Raw genomic sequence first — 19,318 nt, 5'->3', positions numbered from 1 at the left:
AGCTTGAAACTCGCCGCTTGCAGTCGCTGCTAGGGCTTGTGCGCCCGCGAGAGGAATTCGTGGGATTGCATTTCCAGCAGACGGCTCAGGGTGCGTTGAAACTCGAACATCAACCGGCCACCGGTGTACAGGTCCTTCAACTCAACCTCGGCTGAAATGATCAGCTTGACGTTGCGATCGTAGAACTCGTCGACCATGTTGATAAAACGCCGGGCGATGTCATCGGTAGAAACGTCCATCTGCTCGACGCCGCTGATCAGCACGGCATGAAAGATCTTGCCCAGCTCGATGTAGTCGTTCTGGCTGCGTGGCCCGTCGCACAGTTCGCGGAAGTCGAACCAGGCCACATCATCACAGGTACGCAGGGCGCGGATCTCGCGGTTTTCGATCATCATCACATCGTTTTCGATGGTTTCTGCGCAATCCGGGGTCAGGGCCTTGAAGCTTTTACGCAGGCTTTCCTGCGCAACTTCGTTGAGCGGGAAGTGAAACAGCTCAGCCTGTTCCAGGTGACGCAGACGGTAGTCGACGCCGCTGTCGACGTTGACGATGTCGGTGTTCTGCTTGATCAGCGCAATTGCAGGCAGGAAGCGCGCACGCTGCAGACCGTCCTTGTACAGGCCGTCTGGAACGATGTTGGAGGTTGCCACCAGCGTTACGCCATTTTTGAACAGCTCTTCCATCAGCGTGCCCAGGATCATGGCATCGGTGATGTCGGAAACAAAGAACTCGTCGAAACAGATAACCCGTGCCTCGTCGGAAAAACGCTTGGCGATGATCGTCAGCGGATTTCGCTCGCCCTTGAGGGTCTTCATCTCTTCGTGCACGCGCTTCATGAAGCGGTGGAAGTGTGTACGGACCTTGTCCTGAAACGGCAGCGCGTCAAAGAACGTGTCGACCAGATAGGTCTTGCCACGGCCTACGCCACCCCAGAAGTACAACCCCTTGACCAGGGTCGGCTCTTTCTTGCCGAACAGCTTGCCGAACAGACCGGGCTTGCTGTCGTGAGCGGCAACCAGATCGTCATACAGGCGCTGCAAATGGCGCACAGCGTTTTCCTGCGCGGCATCGTGAAAGAAGTCCGGGCGTTTCAGATCAGATTGATATCGTTCTAGGGGCGTCATAATTCGTTAGCAAGGCAACAAAAACGGGTCGTCACTGTAGCGACGACCCCGGGGATTGGCAATCAGTCCTGTTGAGGAGCAAGTGCCAGCTTAAGGGTTTGAATCGCGTTGTCGCGCGCAGTGGCATCGGCGAACACCGGGCTATCAGCCACACACTCACCGTCCAGCCACAGCGTGAAGCCATTGGTTTCACTGCGCAGATCCAGCTCACCGCCCTGCTGCAACTGCTTGCTGGCGATACCGGCTGCCTTGCCGTCGGCAAAATTGCGCGACAACAGCAGTTGCTCGCCATCGGCGGCCAGCAGGCGGAAACGGAAGCTGCCGTCGTCTTCACGGAAGCTGACGAAACGAGCGCCCTTGCTGGCCTTTTTCTTGCCGGTGTCGGCGTTTTGCACTGTGGCGCGGAACGAGCGCAGACCCACCGCCTCACGCAGTTCCTCCAGAAACGGCGTGGCAACCCGACGTGCCTTCTGCGCGCCGGCGAGCAGGATATCTTCGAGATCGGCAGGACGCTCGATCAGCCCCAGATATTTTTCACGGGGCTCGCTCAATTGCGCATCCAGCAAAGCGAACAGACGGTTCTTCGCTTCACCCCAGCCCAACCCCTGCAAAAGGTCGGAACGGAATTCAGCGCACTGCTCTGCCGTCGAGAAGGCTTGATACAGGGTGAACAGGTGCGAGGTATCCGGATCCTTCGCTTCACCCGGCGCACGCGAGTCGGTGACGATGCGTGATATAGCGCTTTTCATTTCCTTGGCACTGCTGAACAACGGGATGGTGTTGTCGTAGCTTTTAGACATCTTGCGCCCGTCCAGACCGGGCAGCGTGGCGACGCTCTCTTCGATCAAGGCCTCGGGCATGACAAAGAATTCCTTGCCATTGCCAAACAGGTGGTTGAACCGCTGGCCGATGTCGCGGGCCATTTCAACGTGCTGGATCTGGTCGCGACCCACCGGAACCTGATGCGCATTGAACATCAGAATGTCGGCGGCCATCAGCACCGGGTAGCTGTACAGCCCCATGGTGATGCCTGCATCCGGGTCCTCGCCACCTTCGACGTTCTTGTCCACCGATGCCTTGTAGGCGTGCGCGCGGTTAAGCAGGCCCTTGGCAGCCACACAGGTGAGCAGCCAGGTCAGTTCAGGGATCTCCGGAATGTCCGACTGGCGATAGAAGGTCACACGATCAACGTCCAGGCCAGCTGCCAGCCAGGTCGCAGCGATTTCCAGACGCGAACGCTGAATGCGCAGCGGGTCATCGCATTTGATCAACGCGTGGTAGTCGGCCAGAAAGTAGAACGAGTCGAAATCGCTCTGACGGCTGGCGACAATGGCCGGGCGAATCGCGCCCGCGTAGTTACCCAGATGGGGAGTGCCGGTGGTCGTGATACCGGTCAGGATACGAGTGGTCATGGCAGGTCGCTTATCTAAAGGATGCAATACGGGCTGCAATCAGTTGGAAAGTCGCGGCAGAAGCAGATCTTTCAGATCGGTCAGCTTGCCGTGAAAAAAGTGTCCGCATTCTGCCACTTTCAGCAGCTCATGGGGGCGTTGCAGCGCGGCCGACCATGCATAGACCGTTTCGGGATCGATCACTTCATCGTCTTCTGGCTGAATGATCGTCAGCGGGCAGGCTCGCGGCAAGACGCTTTGATCCTTGAGCCGCGAGGCCGCTGCAGCAATCAGAAACAAATGCGTCAGTTTTTCACCCTGCCCTTCAAGACGACCGCCCAGGTTGGCGGCAACGTAGCCACCGAAAGAAAAACCGAACAGAGTCATGGGCAGATCAGGATGTTGCGCGCGCAGCCATTGCGCGGCAGCCTGGGCATCATCGATCTCGCCTGGCCCGGCGACCGATGTACCGGCACTGGCACCGACACCGCGATAATTGAAGCGTAAGGTGATCAGACCTTGATCCCTTGCGGTACGCTGCAACGTCGAGACGACTTTATTGAGCATCGTTCCGCCCTGTATCGGGTTAGGATGGCAGATCAGTGCAACGCCTCGGGCGTCGGGTATATCCTGATACAGCGCTTCGAGCTGGCCTTCTGGGCCATCGATAAATAATGGGGTTTCACGCATGAGCAAAACAGAACTCCGTGACCTCGAAATGGGTCGACTCGTCTAGCTGATTGTCTGCGGCTTGCATATCAACGATACGTCGCGGGTATACAGCGCAGGTTCCAGCCGTTAACGTAAAGCAAAGCCGTTTATAGAGGAAGGACTCGTGGAACACTCGCTCTTAGTCTGGTTGTTGCCGACGCTCGCCCTGGTGGCCGGTGTCGTCATTGGTTTTCTGGTAGCACGCCTGCTGCCCAACACCGTTCCGAACAGCACCCAGCGCCAGCTGGACAACATTCAGGAGCGCTTCGACACCTATCAGAACGAGGTAGTCACGCACTTCAACAGCACGGCCAATCTGGTACAGAAGCTTTCGCAGAGCTATCAGGATGTTCAGGAACACCTTGCCGAGGGTGCCAATCGTCTGGCTCTCGACGAGCTGACCCGCCAACGCTTGCTGGCCGCCCTGCACCCTGAGGCCAATCATGCGCACCGCGATCATCGCGACCGCCTGACTCCTCCGCGCGACACCGAGACACCCAAGGACTACGCCCCCAAGGCGCCCAACACGCCTGGAATGCTGGATGAGCATTACGGCCTGAAAAGGTAAGGATTCACAGCGACACAAAAGCCCGCTGGCGAGAAAATCTCCAGCGGGCTTTTTTGTGCCCTACCCCTTCGCGAGCAATGCGGATCGCCGCCCCGGTCGCTCCCACAAGATCGTGCGTGCGCACCATTGTGGGAGCGAGCTTGCTCGCGAAAGGCCAATGCAGGGCGCTGAAGACCATTGGTCTCTCACGCCTGCATTCGTATCAGATCGCGCCGCGACTGCGCAGCAGATCCAGCACCTGTTTAACGCTTTCTTCCAGGTTGAGTGTCTGCGTGTCGATCACCAGATCGGCATTCAGCGGCACGTCATACGGGAAGGACTCGCCAGGAATGTTGTCGCCATCAGCGGCATACAGGCCTTGCGGGTCACGCTCGCGGCAGACCGCTGGCGACGCCTGAACATAGACGGTCAGCAGACGATCCTTGCCGATCAGCGCCTTGGCGCGCTCACGGCCCTCGGCATCCGGCGCAACAAAGGCAGCCAGGGTCAGCAGGCCCGCTTCGTTGAACTGGCGCGCCACGTGGGCGGCACGGCTCCAGTTCTCGGTACGCCCGGCACGGTCCTGTGGCAAGCCCTTGTTCAGGTCATGACGCAGGTTCTGACCATCCAGCACATAGACCGCACGGCCCATGTCGAACAGCTTGCGCTCGACTGCGTACGCCAACGTACTTTTACCTGCGCCGGACAGGCCGCTGAACAATACGGTGGCCGGTTGCTGGCCGAAACGCTGCGCACGCTCTTCAGTAGAGACGTGGGCCAGCTCGCCATGATGCAGCGAACCACCGCCTGAAACCGGCTTGGCAATGATCATGCCCGCAGCAACAGTGCCATTGGTCAGACGATCGATGACGATGAACGAGCCAGTGGTGGGGTTTCTGTCATAGCCGTCCAGCGCGATGGGCGCATCAAGGCTGACTTTGACGCGGCCGATCTCGTTCAACTGCAACGAGCTGGCAGGGCCTTCCTGCAGCGTGTTCACATCGACCCGATGAGTAATGCTGGCAATAGAGCCCGGCACATAGCTGGTAGCGCGCTTGATGTCGTATTTCTTGCCCGGCAGCATGGGCTCTTCGGCCATCCACACCAGCATGGCGTCGAACGCATCGCTGACCTGCGGGACGTTGTCGGCATGCACCAGCAGATCACCGCGGGAAATGTCGATCTCGTCTTCCATGGTCAGCGTCACGGCCTGACCCGGACCAGCCTGCTCCAGCTCGCCTTCAAAAGTGACGATGGACTTCACGCGACTACTCTTGCCCGATGGCAACACGACGATCTCGTCGCCCTTGTGGACGATGCCGCTGGCCAGTGTGCCAGCAAAACCGCGAAAGTTCAGGTTCGGACGGTTGACGTACTGCACCGGGAAACGCAGGTCCGTATAGTTGCGGTCGCTGGCGATTTCGACGGTCTCGAGAATTTCCATCAGCGACTGGCCGGTGTACCAGGGCGAACGCTCGCTCTTGTTCACCACGTTGTCGCCCTTGAGCGCCGACATTGGAACAAACGCCATGGTGGTCGGCTTGAACGCGATACCCTCGGCGAACTTCAGGTAATCGGCCTTGATCGATTCGAACACGCCCTCATCGAAGCCGTTGAGGTCCATCTTGTTGATGGCCACGACGATGTGCTTGATGCCCAGCAGCGAAGCGATGTAGCTGTGACGACGGGTCTGGGTCTGCACGCCATAGCGCGCGTCCACCAGAATGATCGCCAGGTCACAGGTCGAAGCGCCAGTCGCCATGTTGCGAGTGTACTGCTCATGGCCCGGCGTATCGGCAATGATGAACTTGCGCTTGGCCGTGGAGAAATAGCGATAGGCGACATCGATAGTGATGCCCTGCTCCCGCTCGGCCTGCAGACCATCCACCAGCAACGCCAGATCGACGTCATCGCCAGTGGTGCCGGACTTCTTCGAGTCACGGGTAATGGCTTCCAGGTGATCTTCGTAGATCATCTTCGAGTCATGCAGCAAACGCCCGATCAGCGTGCTCTTGCCGTCATCGACGTTGCCACAGGTAAGAAAGCGCAGCATTTCCTTGCGTTCGTGCTGGCCCAGATAGGCGAGGATGTCCTCGCTGATCAAATCAGATTGATGCGACATGTGACACCCCTTAGAAATAACCCTGACGTTTCTTTTCTTCCATCGAGCCTGCACCGTCGTGGTCAATGACCCGGCCCTGGCGTTCGGAAGTTCGCGTCAGCAGCATTTCCTGAATGATGTCGGTCAGGCTGGTCGCTTCGGACTCGACAGCGCCGGTCAGCGGATAGCAGCCCAGTGTGCGGAAACGGACCTTTTTCTTGACGATGCGCGACTTCTCTTCATCGGTGAGATGCTCGAGGATGCGCTCGTCGTCGATCATGATCAGCGTGCCGTTCTTCTCGATCACGTCGCGCTCGGCGGCGAAGTACAGCGGCACGATCGGGATGCCTTCAAGGTAGATGTACTGCCAGATGTCCAGCTCGGTCCAGTTGGAGAGCGGGAATACACGGATCGACTCGCCTTTGTTGACGTTGCCGTTGTAGACATTCCACAGCTCGGGGCGCTGGTTTTTCGGGTCCCAGCGGTGTTTGCTGTCGCGGAACGAATAAACGCGTTCCTTGGCCCGGGACTTCTCTTCGTCGCGTCGGGCACCGCCGAAAGCGGCATCGAAACCATGCTTGTCGAGCGCCTGCTTCAGGCCCTCGGTCTTCATGATGTCGGTATGTTTGGCGCTGCCGTGGGTGAAGGGGTTGATGCCCTGCGCCACGCCATCGGGATTGATGTGAGTGATCAGGTCCAGGCCCATTTCCTCGACCATCTTGTCGCGAAAACGATACATCTCCTGGAATTTCCAGCGAGTATCGACGTGCATGACCGGGAATGGCAACTTACCGGGGAAGAATGCCTTGCGCGCCAGGTGCAGCATCACGGCCGAATCCTTGCCGATCGAGTACAGCATCACCGGGTTATCGAACTCGGCGGCGACCTCGCGGATGATGTGGATGCTTTCCGCCTCCAGCTGTTTCAGATGCGTCAGTTTGTCAACCATGGCTACTCACGGATTGCGTTCGTTATGGACCGGGAAAACCCGGGGCGGCCTGCGGGCCGTATTCGAGCCGCGCACTTTAACATGCGTGATATCGCTAATCAGCGATGCAGCTAGATCGAAACGATCTATGCATATGCCCTGCCGTTTGATGGATCATATCGGGTTCGGGCAGTCGATGAAGATATGCTCGAGCGCAAAGCGTCGGGCCAGATAATCACCCAGGGCCTGAACGCCATACCGCTCGGTGGCGTGATGACCGGCCGCGATGAAGCTGATGTCGTTCTCCCGCGCGCTGTGGAATGTCTGCTCCGACGCTTCGCCACTCAGGAAAAGATCGACGCCTTCCAGCACTGCCTGATCAATGTAGTTCTGACCGCCACCGGTGCACCAGCCTACACGGCGAATCATCTGCGAGCCTTCGATGAGCAACGGCTCACGGCCCAGCGCATCCTGTACGCGACGGGCAAAATCCCGCGGGGTCATGGGTTCGGACAACGAACCGATCAAGCCGACCACTCGCGAATTTTCGGGGTCCAGCGGCCCTTCGACAGTGATATCCAGCTGACGCGCCAGCTGCACGTTATTGCCCACTTCGGGGTGCACATCCAGCGGCAGGTGATAGGCAAGCAGGCTGATGTCGTGCTTGAGCAGGGTTTTCAGGCGGCGCTGCTTCATACCGACCACACAGGGGTTTTCGCCTTTCCAGAAATAACCGTGATGGACCAGAATCAGATCAGCCTGAGCCTCTACGGCAGCGTCCAGCAATGCCTGGCTCGCCGTCACGCCGCTGACGATGCGCATCACTTGAGGCCGACCCTCGACCTGCAGGCCATTAGGGCAATAATCCTGAATCCGGGCACTGCTCAGATAGCGGTCGGCTTCTTCGACCAGGGTGCTCAGGGCAACAGCCATAAAAGACTCCTAAATATGCAGTTCAGAGCTGCGTTGTACTCGTATAATGCCCGCCATTATGGCGCACCCGTGGCAAAACTTTCTGCGCCCGCAACCATCAGGACTTGTTAAATGTTCAAGGCACTGCGTTTTTTCGGCTGGCCATTGCTGGCTGGCGTGCTTATCGCCCTGCTGATTATTCAGCGCTATCCGCAGTGGGTCGGCCTGCCGAGCATGGATGTCAATCTGCAACAGGCTCCGCAGACCACCAACGTCATGCAAGGTCCGTCGTCCTATGCCGATGCGGTCATTGCCGCAGCGCCCGCGGTGGTCAACCTCTACACCACCAAAATGGTCAACAAGGGCAACAACCCGCTTTTCGAAGACCCGCAGTTCCGGCGCTTCTTCGGCGACAACACGCCCAAGCAGAAGCGCATGGAGTCAAGCCTTGGCTCTGGCGTCATGATGAGCCCCGAAGGCTACATACTGACCAATAACCACGTCACCACCGGCGCGGACCAGATCGTGGTGGCACTGAAAGATGGCCGTGAAACCATTGCCAGAGTTATCGGCAATGACCCGGAAACCGATCTGGCAGTGCTCAAGATCGACCTGAAAAACCTTCCGGCAATCACCATCGCACGCTCTGACGGCATTCGCATCGGCGACGTTGCACTGGCCATCGGTAACCCGTTCGGGGTCGGTCAGACCGTGACCATGGGCATTATCAGTGCCACCGGACGCAATCAACTGGGCCTCAATACCTACGAAGACTTCATCCAGACCGACGCGGCCATCAACCCCGGCAACTCGGGCGGTGCACTGGTGGACGCCAGCGGCAACCTGATCGGTATCAATACCGCGATCTTTTCCAAGTCCGGCGGCTCGCAGGGCATCGGTTTTGCCATTCCGACCAAGCTGGCGATGGACGTCATGAAGTCGATCATCGAACACGGTCAGGTCATTCGTGGCTGGCTGGGCATCGAAGTTCAACCGCTGACCCAGGAACTGGCCGAGTCGTTCGGATTGAAGGACCGTCCCGGAATCGTTGTCGCGGGTATCTTCCGCGATGGACCGGCGCAGAAAGCCGGCCTGCAACTGGGTGACGTGATCCTGAGCATCAATGGCGAACCCGCTGGCGACGGTCGTCGCTCGATGAATCAGGTGGCGCGTACCAAACCCAAGGACAAGATTGCTATCGACGTGATGCGCAACGGCAAGGAAATGCGCTTGAGCGCCGAGGTCGGCCTGCGCCCGCCACCTGCACCGACACCTGCCGCAGCGCCCGAGTGATGCGCCAGTACCTGAAAGTGCGGTACAGCACAGATCTGTGACGCCGGGAATAAAGGGCGTCCGGGCTTCTGCCCGAAGGGCGTGGGGGGAGCTTGCTCGTGAAGAAAGTGTTTCAATCGATGCATTTTCGGCGCTTGTGCAGGCCCTTTCGCGAGCAAGCTCGCTCCCACAGGTCCGGAGTGTTTCAAGCCATGCGAGACACTCACACAGGTCCGAAGTGTTTCAAGCCATGTGGATGCTCTGCGGCAGCGTTGATCTTGTGGGAGCGAGCTTGCTCGCGAAGGCGGATTACCTGATCAATGGAGTTTCAGCGGCTGCGCGGGCTTCTTCGCGAGCAAGCTCGCTCCCGCAGACCCGGAATGTTTTCGAGCCATTTGGATTACTCACATAGGTCGGCGGTGTTTCCAGGCCATGCGGATGCTCTGCGGCATCGATGATCCTGTGGCAGCGCAAGGTCAGCCCGTTTTCGGGCTGACCGGTCCGCGTCTCAGATGTCGCTCAACCCTTCCAGCAACGCCTGATGCTGCTCTGGCGTGCCGATGCTGATGCGCAGGAACTGGGCGATACGCTGCTGTTTGAAGTGACGGACGATGACGCCCTGCTCGCGCAGTTTCGCAGCCAGGGCTGCGGCATCGTGCTGCGGGTGGCGAGCGAAGATGAAGTTGGCTGCCGAGGGCAGCACTTCGAAGCCTTTGCCCTGCAACTGTTCGACCAGCGCCTCGCGGCTTTCGATGACCTTGTTGCGCGTCGACTCGAAGTGCTCGCGGTCCTCGAAAGCTGCCGCACCACCCACATTGGCCATACGGTCCAGCGGATAGGAGTTGAAGCTGTTCTTGACCCTCTCCAGCGCTTCGATCAGATCAGGATGCCCCACCGCCAGGCCGACACGCAGACCGGCCAGCGAGCGCGACTTTGACAAGGTTTGAGTGACCAGCAGGTTCGGGTAGCGATCAACCAGCGTGATCGCGGTCTCGCCACCGAAGTCGATGTACGCTTCGTCAACGACGACCACTGAATCCGGGCTGGCCTTGATAATCTGCTCGACCTTGTCCAGACCGAGCAGGCAACCGGTCGGCGCATTCGGGTTGGGGAAGATGATCCCGGCATTGGGTCTGGCGTAGTCTTCGGCACGAATCTGGAACTGATCGTCCAGCGCGATCATTTCGTAATCGATCCCGTACAGACCGCAGTAGACCGGATAGAAGCTGTAGCTGATGTCCGGAAACAACAGCGGCGCATCGTGCTGAAACAAGGCGTGAAAGATATGCGCCAGCACTTCGTCTGAACCGTTGCCCAGGAACACCTGATTGGGCTGCACCTTGTAGTAATCGGCGACAGCGTGCTTGAGCAGGTCGCTGTTGGGGTCCGGGTACAGACGCAAGTCGTCGGTCAGCGCGGCACGCATGGCCTCGACAGCCTTGGGCGACGGGCCATACGGGTTTTCATTGGTATTGAGTTTGACCAGCCTGGTCAGCTTCGGCTGCTCGCCCGGCACATAAGGCACCAGACCGCTGACGAAAGGGCTCCAGAATTTGCTCATTATTTGCCGTCCTCTGTATTGCCTGCTTTCCAGTCGGGATCAGTAATTCGATATTCAGCACTGCGGGCATGGCCGCTCAGGGATTCGCCACGAGCCAGCACCGACGCTGTCTTGCCCAGCTCGGACGCACCCTGCGGCGAGCAGTAGATGATAGACGAGCGCTTCTGAAAATCGTAAACGCCCAGCGGCGAGGAAAAACGCGCCGTGCCGGAGGTCGGCAGTACGTGGTTGGGACCTGCGCAATAGTCGCCCAGTGCTTCGGAGGTGTGGCGCCCCATGAAGATCGCACCCGCATGGCGGATCTGCGGCAGCCAGGCTTCCGGATCGGCGACCGACAATTCAAGGTGCTCGGGCGCGATGCGATTGGCAACTTCGATGGCTTGCGCCATGTCTGCCACTTTTATCAAAGCGCCGCGACCGTTGATCGACGTTTCGACGATGGCCGCGCGCTCCATGGTTGGCAGCAGACGGGTGATGCTGGCCGCGACCTTGTCGAGGAATTCGGCATCCGGACTGACCAGAATGGCTTGGGCATCTTCGTCGTGCTCGGCCTGGGAGAACAGGTCCATGGCAATCCAGTCGGGATCGGTCTGACCGTCACACACCACCAGAATCTCGGAAGGACCGGCGATCATGTCGATCCCGACCTGACCGAATACGTGGCGCTTGGCGGTGGCCACATAAATGTTTCCGGGGCCGACAACCTTATCGACCTTCGGCACGCTTTCCGTGCCATAGGCCAGTGCTGCCACAGCTTGCGCACCGCCGATGGTGAACACCCGGTCGACACCCGCAATACAGGCAGCGGCCAGCACCAGCTCGTTGATCTCACCACGCGGTGTCGGCACGACCATGACCACCTCGGTCACGCCCGCCACTTTGGCCGGAATGGCATTCATCAATACCGAAGACGGGTACGAGGCTTTGCCACCGGGCACATACAGGCCTGCACGGTCCAGCGGTGTGACCTTCTGGCCCAGCACCGTGCCATCGGCCTCGGTGTAGCTCCAGGAATCCTGTTTCTGCTTCTCGTGATAGCTGCGCACACGCTCGGCGGCTTTTTCCAGTGCCTCGCGTTGAACCGGCGTGATGCGGGTCAACGCCAGCTCCAGACGCTCGCGAGGCAGGATCAGGTCGGCCATCGACGCGACCTGCAGCCCGTCAAACTTCTGGGTGAACTCGACCAACGCCGCGTCGCCGCGCTCACGTACCGCCTTGATGATGTCGAGCACGCGCTGGTTGACCGAGTCGTCAGACACGCTTTCCCAGCTCAGCAGGTGATCCAGATGTCGTGCGAAATCCGGGTCAGCAGCGTCGAGTCGGCGAATTGCAGTGGGCGTGGTCATAGCGGGGGCCTCAATAATTGGCGGATGCTCAGGAGCCTAAAGCTACCAAGCTATCCGCGCAGGCACCTGAGAAATTTGGCTATGACACGGATAGCTGGACGCAACTCAACGTTGCGTGGATGAATCAGCTACGGTGTCGCGACTCCACTGCCTTGCGCAGGGTGTCGATGAGGGCCTGAATGCGTGCGTGCTGCATCTTCATGGAAGCCTTGTTGACGACCAGACGCGAGCTGATGGTAGCGATCAGTTCCTGAGGCTCAAGGCCATTGGCTCGCAAGGTGTTACCGGTGTCGACCACGTCGATGATCTTGTCTGCCAGACCAATCAGCGGTGCCAGCTCCATGGAGCCGTACAGCTTGATGATGTCGACCTGACGACCCTGCTCGGCGTAGTAACGCTTGGCAACGTTGACGAACTTGGTCGCCACACGCAGACGGCCCTTGGGCTCGACCGCACCGATGGCACCGGCAGTCATCAGCTTGCACTTGGCAATTTGCAGGTCCAGAGGCTCGTAAAGGCCCTGGCCGGTATATTCCATCAACACATCCTTGCCCGCGACGCCCAGATCGGCGGCACCATGCTCGACATAGGTCGGCACGTCGGTGGCACGCACGATCAGCAGGCGTACGTCGGCCTGGGTCGTGGGGATGATGAGCTTGCGGCTCTTGTCCGGATTCTCGGTCGGCACGATGCCCGCTTCAGCGAGAAGCGGCAGGGTGTCGTCAAGAATGCGGCCCTTGGACAGTGCGATGGTCAACATGGGAAACGTAAGTCCTTATCAGGAAACTTTTGTCACGACGCAAGCGGCGCGTGACAACCCCCAGGCCTGTTCGGCCTGAAGTGAAACGAATCAGAAATCACACCCGCGACAGAACAGGCGGCCCCGATGCCACTGGCATCAGGGCCGCGCGCTACTAGCCCGGAACGCGGCGGATCTTGGCGCCCAGCATTTGCAGCTTCTCTTCGATGCACTCGTAACCACGGTCGATGTGGTAGATGCGGTCGATCAGCGTGTCGCCCTGGGCAACCAGCGCCGAGATCACCAGACTGGCCGATGCCCGCAGGTCGGTCGCCATGACTGGCGCGCCCTTGAGCATTTCGGTGCCGGTGACAATGGCAGTGTTGCCTTCAACCTGGATCTGAGCGCCCATGCGGTGCATTTCATACACGTGCATGAAACGGTTTTCAAAGATGGTCTCGATGACCGCTCCCGTACCTTCGGCAATCGCATTGAGCGAGATGAACTGCGCCTGCATGTCGGTCGGGAACGCTGGATACGGCGCGGTACGCACGTTGACAGCCTTCGGACGCTTGCCGTGCATGTTCAGCTCGATCCAGTCTTCACCGGTCGTGACTTCGGCACCGGCTTCCTGAAGCTTAAGCAGCACCGCTTCAAGGATGGTCGGATCAGTGTCCTTGACCTTGACGCGACCACCGGTAACGGCAGCGGCTACCAGGTAGGTGCCGGTCTCGATACGGTCAGGCATGACCTTGTAGGTGGCCGGGCCCAGACGTTTGACGCCATCGATAGTGATGGTGTCGGTGCCTGCGCCGTGAATTTTTGCACCCATCGCGATCAGGAAGTTGGCCAGATCGACAACCTCGGGCTCGCGCGCAGCGTTCTGCAGAACGCTGCGGCCGTTGGCGAGGCTGGCGGCCATCATGATGTTTTCAGTACCGGTCACGCTCACGGTATCGAAGAAGAAGTGGGCACCACGCAAGCCACCCTCGGGTGCCTTGGCCTTGATGTAGCCACCCTCGACATCGATGATCGCGCCCATGGCCTCAAGACCACGGATATGCAGATCAACCGGACGCGAACCAATGGCACAGCCACCTGGCAGCGCCACTTCGGCCTCACCGAAGCGAGCGACCATCGGACCCAGTACCAGAATCGACGCACGCATGGTTTTCACCAGTTCGTACGGAGCGACCAGAGTCTTGATGGTGCGCGGGTCGATCTCGACGCTGAGCTTTTCATCGATCACAGGCTCAATGCCCATGCGACCGAACAGCTCGATCATGGTGGTGATGTCGTGCAGGTGCGGCAGGTTCTGAACAGTAACCGGCCCATCAGCCAGCAACGTGGCGGCAAGGATCGGCAAGGCAGAGTTCTTTGCCCCGGAAATGCGAATTTCGCCATCAAGACGAACGCCGCCGGTAATAATCAATTTATCCATTAGAGTCTCGACACCAATTTGGCTCAGGAACGCTCGGCCCATGCAGCGCGGCTGAAAAATTTCATGGTCACCGCGTGGATGCTGCCATCGGCAATCCAGGGGTTCAGATGGGTATAAATCTGTTGCTGACGCTTGACCGGACTCAGGCCGGCCAACTCGTCGCTGATGATATTCAGCTGGAAGTTGCAGCCTTCGCCTTCGACTTCCACCTTGATTTCCGGCAGCTTTCCTTCAAGGAAGCTTTTAACTTCTACGGCCTGCATGCTTAACCTCGATCGGCGCTGTACGCGCGCGGGTCGGCCATCATACAAAAAAGCCCATGTTATGCGAAGCCCGACAAGCAGGTCCCGGATAAAGGGCTTCTTCGATGACGCCTGTCAGTGGGTGTCCAGTAGCTCGGTCAGACCTGATACACGGGCTATCTGACGCATGTCTTCAGGCAGCGAGCGGACGGTGATCGACTTGCCTGCTTCCTGTGCATCACGCATGAAAGCCAGCAGCAGGGCAAGGCCCACACTGCTGGACTTCTCGACGCCCGAGCAATCGAGTGTCAGATCGGCCAGATCACCCGACTTGATCAGTGCCGCACCCTGCTTGCGCAACTGCGGCCCGGTGCGGTAATCCAGCACACCGATCAGCCTGAGCTCGCCAGGCCCGACGAGACGGACGGCGGACTCTGTCATTGTGCAGGCTTCTGTGCAGCGTCTACGGTGGATTTGGTCTTGGCAACTTCGCCAGCCCAGTTGTTGATGGTGGTGTCCAGGTCGTTGCCATTACGCTGCATGGCGTCGGCGAACTGATCACGGAACAGTTTGCCGATATTGATACCGTTGATGACAACGTTACGCACCTTCCACTCGCCGTTCAGCTTGACCAGCGTGTAGGAAACCGGATAAAGCGCGCCGTTGTTGCCTTTGACCTGCATATCCACGCTGGTACGGTCATCACCTTCGTCCTTGGCAGGAGCTACGGTGATGCCCTGGTTGTTGAACTCAAGCAGCGCGTTACCGTAGAACTGCATCAGGCTGCGCTTGAAGTTTTCTTCAAAGCGCTTCACCTGCTCAGGCGTCGCCTTGCGGGAGTACTTGACGGTCATGATGCTTTTGGAAATGCCATCGGCATCGACGACCGGACCGACAATACGGTTCAGCGCATCATAGAACGCACTCGGATTGGACTTGTACTGTTCACGGTTGGTAGCCAGATCGCTCAACAGTTCCTTGGTGGTACGTTCCACCAGATCGTGAGCTGAGGGCGTTGCCGCAGCGTTGGCCAGCATCGGCAAGGTGGCCAGCAATATCAACAGACCACGGCGCAGGATAGAGATCATTTAAAGCTCCTTACTTGGCTTACTTGGCGTCTTTGCTTACGGTATTGAGCAGGAATTTCCCGATCAGGTCTTCCAGCACAAGCGACGACTGCGTGTCATGAATGGTTGCACCGTCTTTGAGCAGCTTGTCATCGCCACCGACGCTGAGACCAATGTACTTCTCACCCAGCAGGCCAGCAGTCAGGATCGACGCCGTGGAGTCGGAAGGCAGGTTATCGACCTTCTTTTGAATCTCCAGCGTGACGCGACCGGTGAAGGTGTCGTGATCCAGATCGATCGCCGTCACCTTGCCGATTGTGACGCCAGCCATGCTTACCTTGGCTCTGACAGTCAAACCGGCAATATTGTCGAAGTAGGCATAAAGTTTATAGGTGTCGGTGCTCGCACTGGTGCTCAGACCACTGACTCGCAGGGCCAGCAGGAGCAGAGCCAGTATCCCGGCCAGCAGGAACAGACCGACTCCGGTTTCGATGGCGCGGTTTTGCATCAGAAATCTCCAAACATCAAGGCGGTCAAAATAAAGTCCAGTCCCAGCACGGCCAACGAGGCGTAAACGACGGTTCTGGTCGTCGCGCGGCTGATCCCCTCGGAAGTAGGATCGCAATCGTACCCCTGGAAAACGGCAATCCACGTCACTACGAAGGCAAATACGACGCTTTTGATCACCCCATTGAGCACATCGTTCGTGAAAGAAACGCTGTTCTGCATGTTCGACCAGAAAGAACCGTCATAGACGCCCAGCCAATCGATCGCTACCCAGGAAGCGCCCCAGATACCGACCACACTGAAAATCATCGCCAGAATCGGCATCGAGATGAAACCTGCCCACAGGCGTGGCGCAACGATGTACTTGAGTGGATCGACACCGATCATCTCAAGGCTCGACAGCTGCTCAGTGGATTTCATGTTGCCGATCTCGGCGGTCAGCGCAGAACCTGCACGCCCGGCGAACAGCAGGGCTGTAACCACAGGCCCCAGTTCACGCAGCAGGGTCAGTGCGACCATCTGACCGACCGCCTGCTCGGAGCCGTACTTGGTCAGAATGCTGAAGCCCTGCAGCGCCAGCACCATGCCGATGAACATGCCGGACACCACAATGATGACCAGCGACATGACACCCACCGAATACAGCTGCCTTACCAGCAGTTGAAAACTGCTGCCCGCACCGCCGCGGCCAAGCAGGGCATTTACCAGAAACAGACCGGAACGCCCCAGAACAGTAACAATATCAATGGCCGAACGCCCCAACAGGCGTACCCGGTCCATCAGTGACTTATTGCGCATCAGCGCTTCCCCAATAGATCTTCGCGAAAATCCGGCGCCGGATAGTGGAACGGTACAGGGCCATCAGGCTCGCCGGTCATGAATTGACGAATGCGTGGGTTGTCCGAGGACATCAGTTCCTCAGGCGTGCCCTGCCCCAGCACCTGCCCGTCACCCACTACATAGAGATAGTCGGCAATGCTCGCTGTCTCGCTGAGGTCATGGGACACCACGATACTGGTGATGCCCAATGCATCGTTGAGCAAGCGGATCAGGCGTACGAGCACGCCCATCGCAATCGGGTCCTGCCCGACAAAGGGCTCGTCATACATGAGAATCTGCGGATCGAGAGCGATGGCCCGGGCCAGCGCGACACGACGCTTCATACCACCCGAGAGTTCATCGGGCATCAGTTCGACCGCACCGCGCAGGCCCACAGCCTGAAGCTTGAGCAGCACGATGTCGCGGATCATTTCTTCCGGCAGTTCAGTGTGCACGCGCAAGGGAAAAGCGACGTTTTCGAAAACGTCCAGATCGGTAAACAGTGCTCCGCTCTGAAACAACACGCCCATCTGCTTGCGAGCATCGAACAGATCACTGCGCGACAGCTCAGGCAGGTTCTGACCATTGACCCACACCTGCCCTTCGCTTGGACGCAACTGAGCCCCCATCAAGCGCAGCAAGGTAGTCTTGCCACAACCGGACGGCCCCATGATCCCGGTGACCTTGCCACGTGGAATACGAATATCAACGTTATTGAAAATGCTGCGCGTACCGCGTTTGAAAGACACACCTTTCAACTCGACCGCATAGGCGTCATCAGGACTCATCTAAACTCCTTGCGATACAGCCTCCGCCCTCAGCCGTCGGTTCTTGGAGGCCGACCAGCTGTCCAGGCGCGCCGAACAGGCCGCGAACTATACCACCGCCGCCACCCGCCCCCAAGAAGAGAACCGAGCGGTTCAGGTAATCGTTGAATTATTCTGTACCACAATGTTATGGCATCAGGCGTGGATACAGACCCTCAAGCGCGTAGGAAATTCGTTTAAAAACAACACAACGACGATCAGACGTGAGGGAATCGTTCATTACCGCTATAATCGCCGCCTTTCAGCAGGCTGACCCTTTCCAGACATGAACCAATCCAGTGACCTGATCCAATCGGCGCAACGCACCATTCGCCTTGAGATAGAAGCCATACAAGGCTTGCTTGAACGTCTTGACGGCGATTTTGTGCGCGCGTGCGAAATGATCCTCGCCAGCAAGGGCCGAGTCGTTGTGGTCGGTATGGGCAAGTCCGGACACATCGGCAACAAGATCGCCGCCACGCTGGCAAGCACGGGCACTACCTCTTTTTTCGTGCACCCGGCTGAAGCCAGTCATGGCGACATGGGCATGATCACGCGCGATGACATCATTCTGGCCCTGTCGAACTCCGGCAGCACCAACGAGATCGTGACCCTGCTGCCGCTGATCAAGCGTCTGGGCATAAAGATGATCAGCCTGACCGGCGACCCCGAGTCCATTCTGGCCAAGGCTGCCGATATCAATCTCAACGCCCACGTCGTGCACGAGGCCTGCCCGCTCAATCTGGCACCGACCTCTTCGACCACCGCGGCACTGGTCATGGGCGACGCTCTGGCCGTGGCGCTGCTGGACGCACGGGGTTTCACCGCCGAAGACTTTGCATTCTCCCATCCAGGCGGCGCGCTGGGTCGTCGTCTGCTGCTCAAGGTCGAGAATGTCATGCACTCCGGCGACGCGCTGCCCAGCGTTCAACGCGGCACCCTGCTCAGGGATGCGCTGCTGGAAATGACCCGCAAGGGCCTGGGCATGACCGCGATTGTCGAAGCTGACGGCACACTGGCCGGCATCTTCACCGATGGTGATTTGCGCAGAACACTGGACCGCCCTGTCGATATTCGCCAGACCATCATTGATGAAGTCATGACCCTTCATGGCAAGACGGCCCATGCAGAAATGCTGGCCGCCGAAGCGCTGAAAATCATGGAGGACAACAAAATCAGTGCGCTTGTTGTCGTAGACCAGTACGACCGGCCGGTTGGCGCTTTCAACTTGCAGGATCTTTTGCGCGCAGGCGTCATGTAATGGAAACCGAAACGATGACCCAGGACCTCATGCAGCGCGGCAAGGCTATCAAGCTGGCCGTTTTCGATGTCGATGGCGTACTGACCGATGGCCGCCTTTACTTCATGGAAGATGGCAGCGAGATCAAGACATTCAACACTCTCGACGGCCAAGGCATAAAAATGCTGATAGCCTCAGGCGTCACAACAGCCATTATCAGCGGCCGCAAGACTGCGATAGTCGAGCGGCGGGCAAAGAGCCTGGGCATTGAACACCTGTTTCAGGGACGTGAAGACAAGTTGGTAGTACTGGACAAACTGCTCGCAGAACTCCAGCTTGGTTACGAACAAGTCGCCTATCTGGGTGATGATCTGCCAGACTTGCCAGTCATCAGGCGCGTCGGTCTGGGCATGGCGGTTGCCAATGCCGCGAGTTTTGTACGCGAGCATGCACACGGAATAACCAGGGCGCGAGGCGGCGAAGGTGCGGCACGCGAATTCTGCGAACTGATTCTGAGTGCGCAAGGCAACCTTGAAGCGGCTCACTCCGTCTATTTATAGAAGC

General features: G+C 58.5%; 20 protein-coding genes. 4 read left to right on the top strand and 16 right to left on the bottom strand.

Annotation, left to right across the window (positions count from 1 at the left end):
• Nucleotides 1–29: 29 nt before the first annotated feature.
• From zapE to RYB09_RS07070, 3 genes are all read right to left on the bottom strand, one after another.
• Entirely contained in the window at nucleotides 30–1,124 is a 1,095-nt protein-coding gene (gene zapE, locus RYB09_RS07080) for a cell division protein ZapE (protein ID WP_316887713.1), read from the bottom strand.
• Between the two features lie 62 nt (nucleotides 1,125–1,186).
• Nucleotides 1,187–2,536 (bottom strand): tryptophan--tRNA ligase, encoded by a 1,350-nt coding sequence (locus RYB09_RS07075; RefSeq protein ID WP_316887711.1) that lies wholly within the window; start codon nucleotides 2,534–2,536, stop codon nucleotides 1,187–1,189.
• Between the two features lie 39 nt (nucleotides 2,537–2,575).
• Complete coding sequence (locus RYB09_RS07070) at nucleotides 2,576–3,205, bottom strand: alpha/beta hydrolase (RefSeq protein ID WP_230016791.1); 630 nt, start codon at nucleotides 3,203–3,205, stop codon at nucleotides 2,576–2,578.
• A 145-nt stretch (nucleotides 3,206–3,350) separates the two neighbouring features.
• Between RYB09_RS07070 and RYB09_RS07065 the strand changes: the two genes are divergently transcribed.
• A complete protein-coding gene (locus tag RYB09_RS07065) occupies nucleotides 3,351–3,794 on the top strand; it encodes a YhcB family protein (protein WP_058400712.1) in 444 nt (147 codons plus the stop codon).
• A gap of 202 nt (nucleotides 3,795–3,996) precedes the next feature.
• Here the strand turns inward: RYB09_RS07065 and cysN are convergent, their stop codons facing one another.
• From cysN to RYB09_RS07050, 3 genes are all read right to left on the bottom strand, one after another.
• Nucleotides 3,997–5,895 (bottom strand): sulfate adenylyltransferase subunit CysN, encoded by a 1,899-nt coding sequence (gene cysN / locus RYB09_RS07060; protein WP_122280588.1) that lies wholly within the window; start codon nucleotides 5,893–5,895, stop codon nucleotides 3,997–3,999.
• 10 nt (nucleotides 5,896–5,905) lie between these two features.
• A complete protein-coding gene (cysD, locus tag RYB09_RS07055) occupies nucleotides 5,906–6,823 on the bottom strand; it encodes a sulfate adenylyltransferase subunit CysD (RefSeq protein ID WP_002555071.1) in 918 nt (305 codons plus the stop codon).
• Between the two features lie 153 nt (nucleotides 6,824–6,976).
• Complete coding sequence (locus tag RYB09_RS07050) at nucleotides 6,977–7,735, bottom strand: Nif3-like dinuclear metal center hexameric protein (protein WP_058400710.1); 759 nt, start codon at nucleotides 7,733–7,735, stop codon at nucleotides 6,977–6,979.
• Nucleotides 7,736–7,846: 111 nt separating this feature from the next.
• Between RYB09_RS07050 and algW the strand changes: the two genes are divergently transcribed.
• Nucleotides 7,847–9,007, top strand: coding sequence for a Do family serine endopeptidase AlgW (algW, locus tag RYB09_RS07045; RefSeq protein ID WP_058407953.1), 1,161 nt, complete (start codon nucleotides 7,847–7,849; stop codon nucleotides 9,005–9,007).
• 487 nt (nucleotides 9,008–9,494) lie between these two features.
• Here the strand turns inward: algW and hisC are convergent, their stop codons facing one another.
• From hisC to RYB09_RS06995, 10 genes are all read right to left on the bottom strand, one after another.
• Entirely contained in the window at nucleotides 9,495–10,547 is a 1,053-nt protein-coding gene (gene hisC, locus RYB09_RS07040) for a histidinol-phosphate transaminase (RefSeq protein ID WP_058407954.1), read from the bottom strand.
• Entirely contained in the window at nucleotides 10,547–11,893 is a 1,347-nt protein-coding gene (hisD, locus tag RYB09_RS07035) for a histidinol dehydrogenase (RefSeq protein WP_003400252.1), read from the bottom strand. Before hisD ends, hisC begins: the two co-directional genes overlap by 1 nt.
• Before the next feature lie 124 nt (nucleotides 11,894–12,017).
• Nucleotides 12,018–12,653: an ATP phosphoribosyltransferase gene (gene hisG / locus RYB09_RS07030; RefSeq protein ID WP_002555077.1), complete on the bottom strand. Its 636-nt coding sequence runs from the start codon at nucleotides 12,651–12,653 to the stop codon at nucleotides 12,018–12,020.
• A 154-nt stretch (nucleotides 12,654–12,807) separates the two neighbouring features.
• Nucleotides 12,808–14,073 carry a UDP-N-acetylglucosamine 1-carboxyvinyltransferase gene (gene murA, locus RYB09_RS07025; protein ID WP_058400834.1) on the bottom strand — a complete coding sequence of 422 codons (1,266 nt, stop codon included), beginning with the start codon at nucleotides 14,071–14,073 and terminating at the stop codon, nucleotides 12,808–12,810.
• A gap of 23 nt (nucleotides 14,074–14,096) precedes the next feature.
• Nucleotides 14,097–14,336 carry a BolA family protein gene (locus tag RYB09_RS07020; RefSeq protein ID WP_002555079.1) on the bottom strand — a complete coding sequence of 80 codons (240 nt, stop codon included), beginning with the start codon at nucleotides 14,334–14,336 and terminating at the stop codon, nucleotides 14,097–14,099.
• 114 nt (nucleotides 14,337–14,450) lie between these two features.
• Nucleotides 14,451–14,756 carry a lipid asymmetry maintenance protein MlaB gene (locus RYB09_RS07015; protein ID WP_005744995.1) on the bottom strand — a complete coding sequence of 102 codons (306 nt, stop codon included), beginning with the start codon at nucleotides 14,754–14,756 and terminating at the stop codon, nucleotides 14,451–14,453.
• The gene (locus tag RYB09_RS07010; protein ID WP_058400705.1) at nucleotides 14,753–15,403 is read right to left on the bottom strand and encodes a phospholipid-binding protein MlaC; all 651 of its coding nucleotides are present in this window, start codon (nucleotides 15,401–15,403) and stop codon (nucleotides 14,753–14,755) included. Before RYB09_RS07010 ends, RYB09_RS07015 begins: the two co-directional genes overlap by 4 nt.
• Nucleotides 15,404–15,422: 19 nt before the next feature.
• The gene (gene mlaD / locus RYB09_RS07005; protein ID WP_002555082.1) at nucleotides 15,423–15,890 is read right to left on the bottom strand and encodes an outer membrane lipid asymmetry maintenance protein MlaD; all 468 of its coding nucleotides are present in this window, start codon (nucleotides 15,888–15,890) and stop codon (nucleotides 15,423–15,425) included.
• Entirely contained in the window at nucleotides 15,890–16,687 is a 798-nt protein-coding gene (gene mlaE / locus RYB09_RS07000) for a lipid asymmetry maintenance ABC transporter permease subunit MlaE (protein WP_002555083.1), read from the bottom strand. The genes mlaD and mlaE overlap by 1 nt, the downstream gene beginning before the upstream one ends.
• Complete coding sequence (locus RYB09_RS06995; RefSeq protein WP_004656592.1) at nucleotides 16,687–17,496, bottom strand: ATP-binding cassette domain-containing protein; 810 nt, start codon at nucleotides 17,494–17,496, stop codon at nucleotides 16,687–16,689. Before RYB09_RS06995 ends, mlaE begins: the two co-directional genes overlap by 1 nt.
• Nucleotides 17,497–17,800: 304 nt before the next feature.
• Between RYB09_RS06995 and RYB09_RS06990 the strand changes: the two genes are divergently transcribed.
• Both RYB09_RS06990 and RYB09_RS06985 read left to right on the top strand, forming a co-directional pair.
• Complete coding sequence (locus RYB09_RS06990; RefSeq protein ID WP_122259132.1) at nucleotides 17,801–18,775, top strand: KpsF/GutQ family sugar-phosphate isomerase; 975 nt, start codon at nucleotides 17,801–17,803, stop codon at nucleotides 18,773–18,775.
• Nucleotides 18,775–19,314 (top strand): KdsC family phosphatase, encoded by a 540-nt coding sequence (locus tag RYB09_RS06985; protein ID WP_004666191.1) that lies wholly within the window; start codon nucleotides 18,775–18,777, stop codon nucleotides 19,312–19,314. The genes RYB09_RS06990 and RYB09_RS06985 overlap by 1 nt, the downstream gene beginning before the upstream one ends.
• Nucleotides 19,315–19,318: the final 4 nt, after the last annotated feature.

The sequence above is a fragment of the Pseudomonas syringae group sp. J254-4 genome (assembly GCF_032586855.1).
Taxonomy (GTDB): Bacteria; Pseudomonadota; Gammaproteobacteria; order Pseudomonadales; family Pseudomonadaceae; genus Aquipseudomonas; species Aquipseudomonas amygdali.
This window is presented reverse-complemented; position numbering and strand designations above follow the sequence as displayed.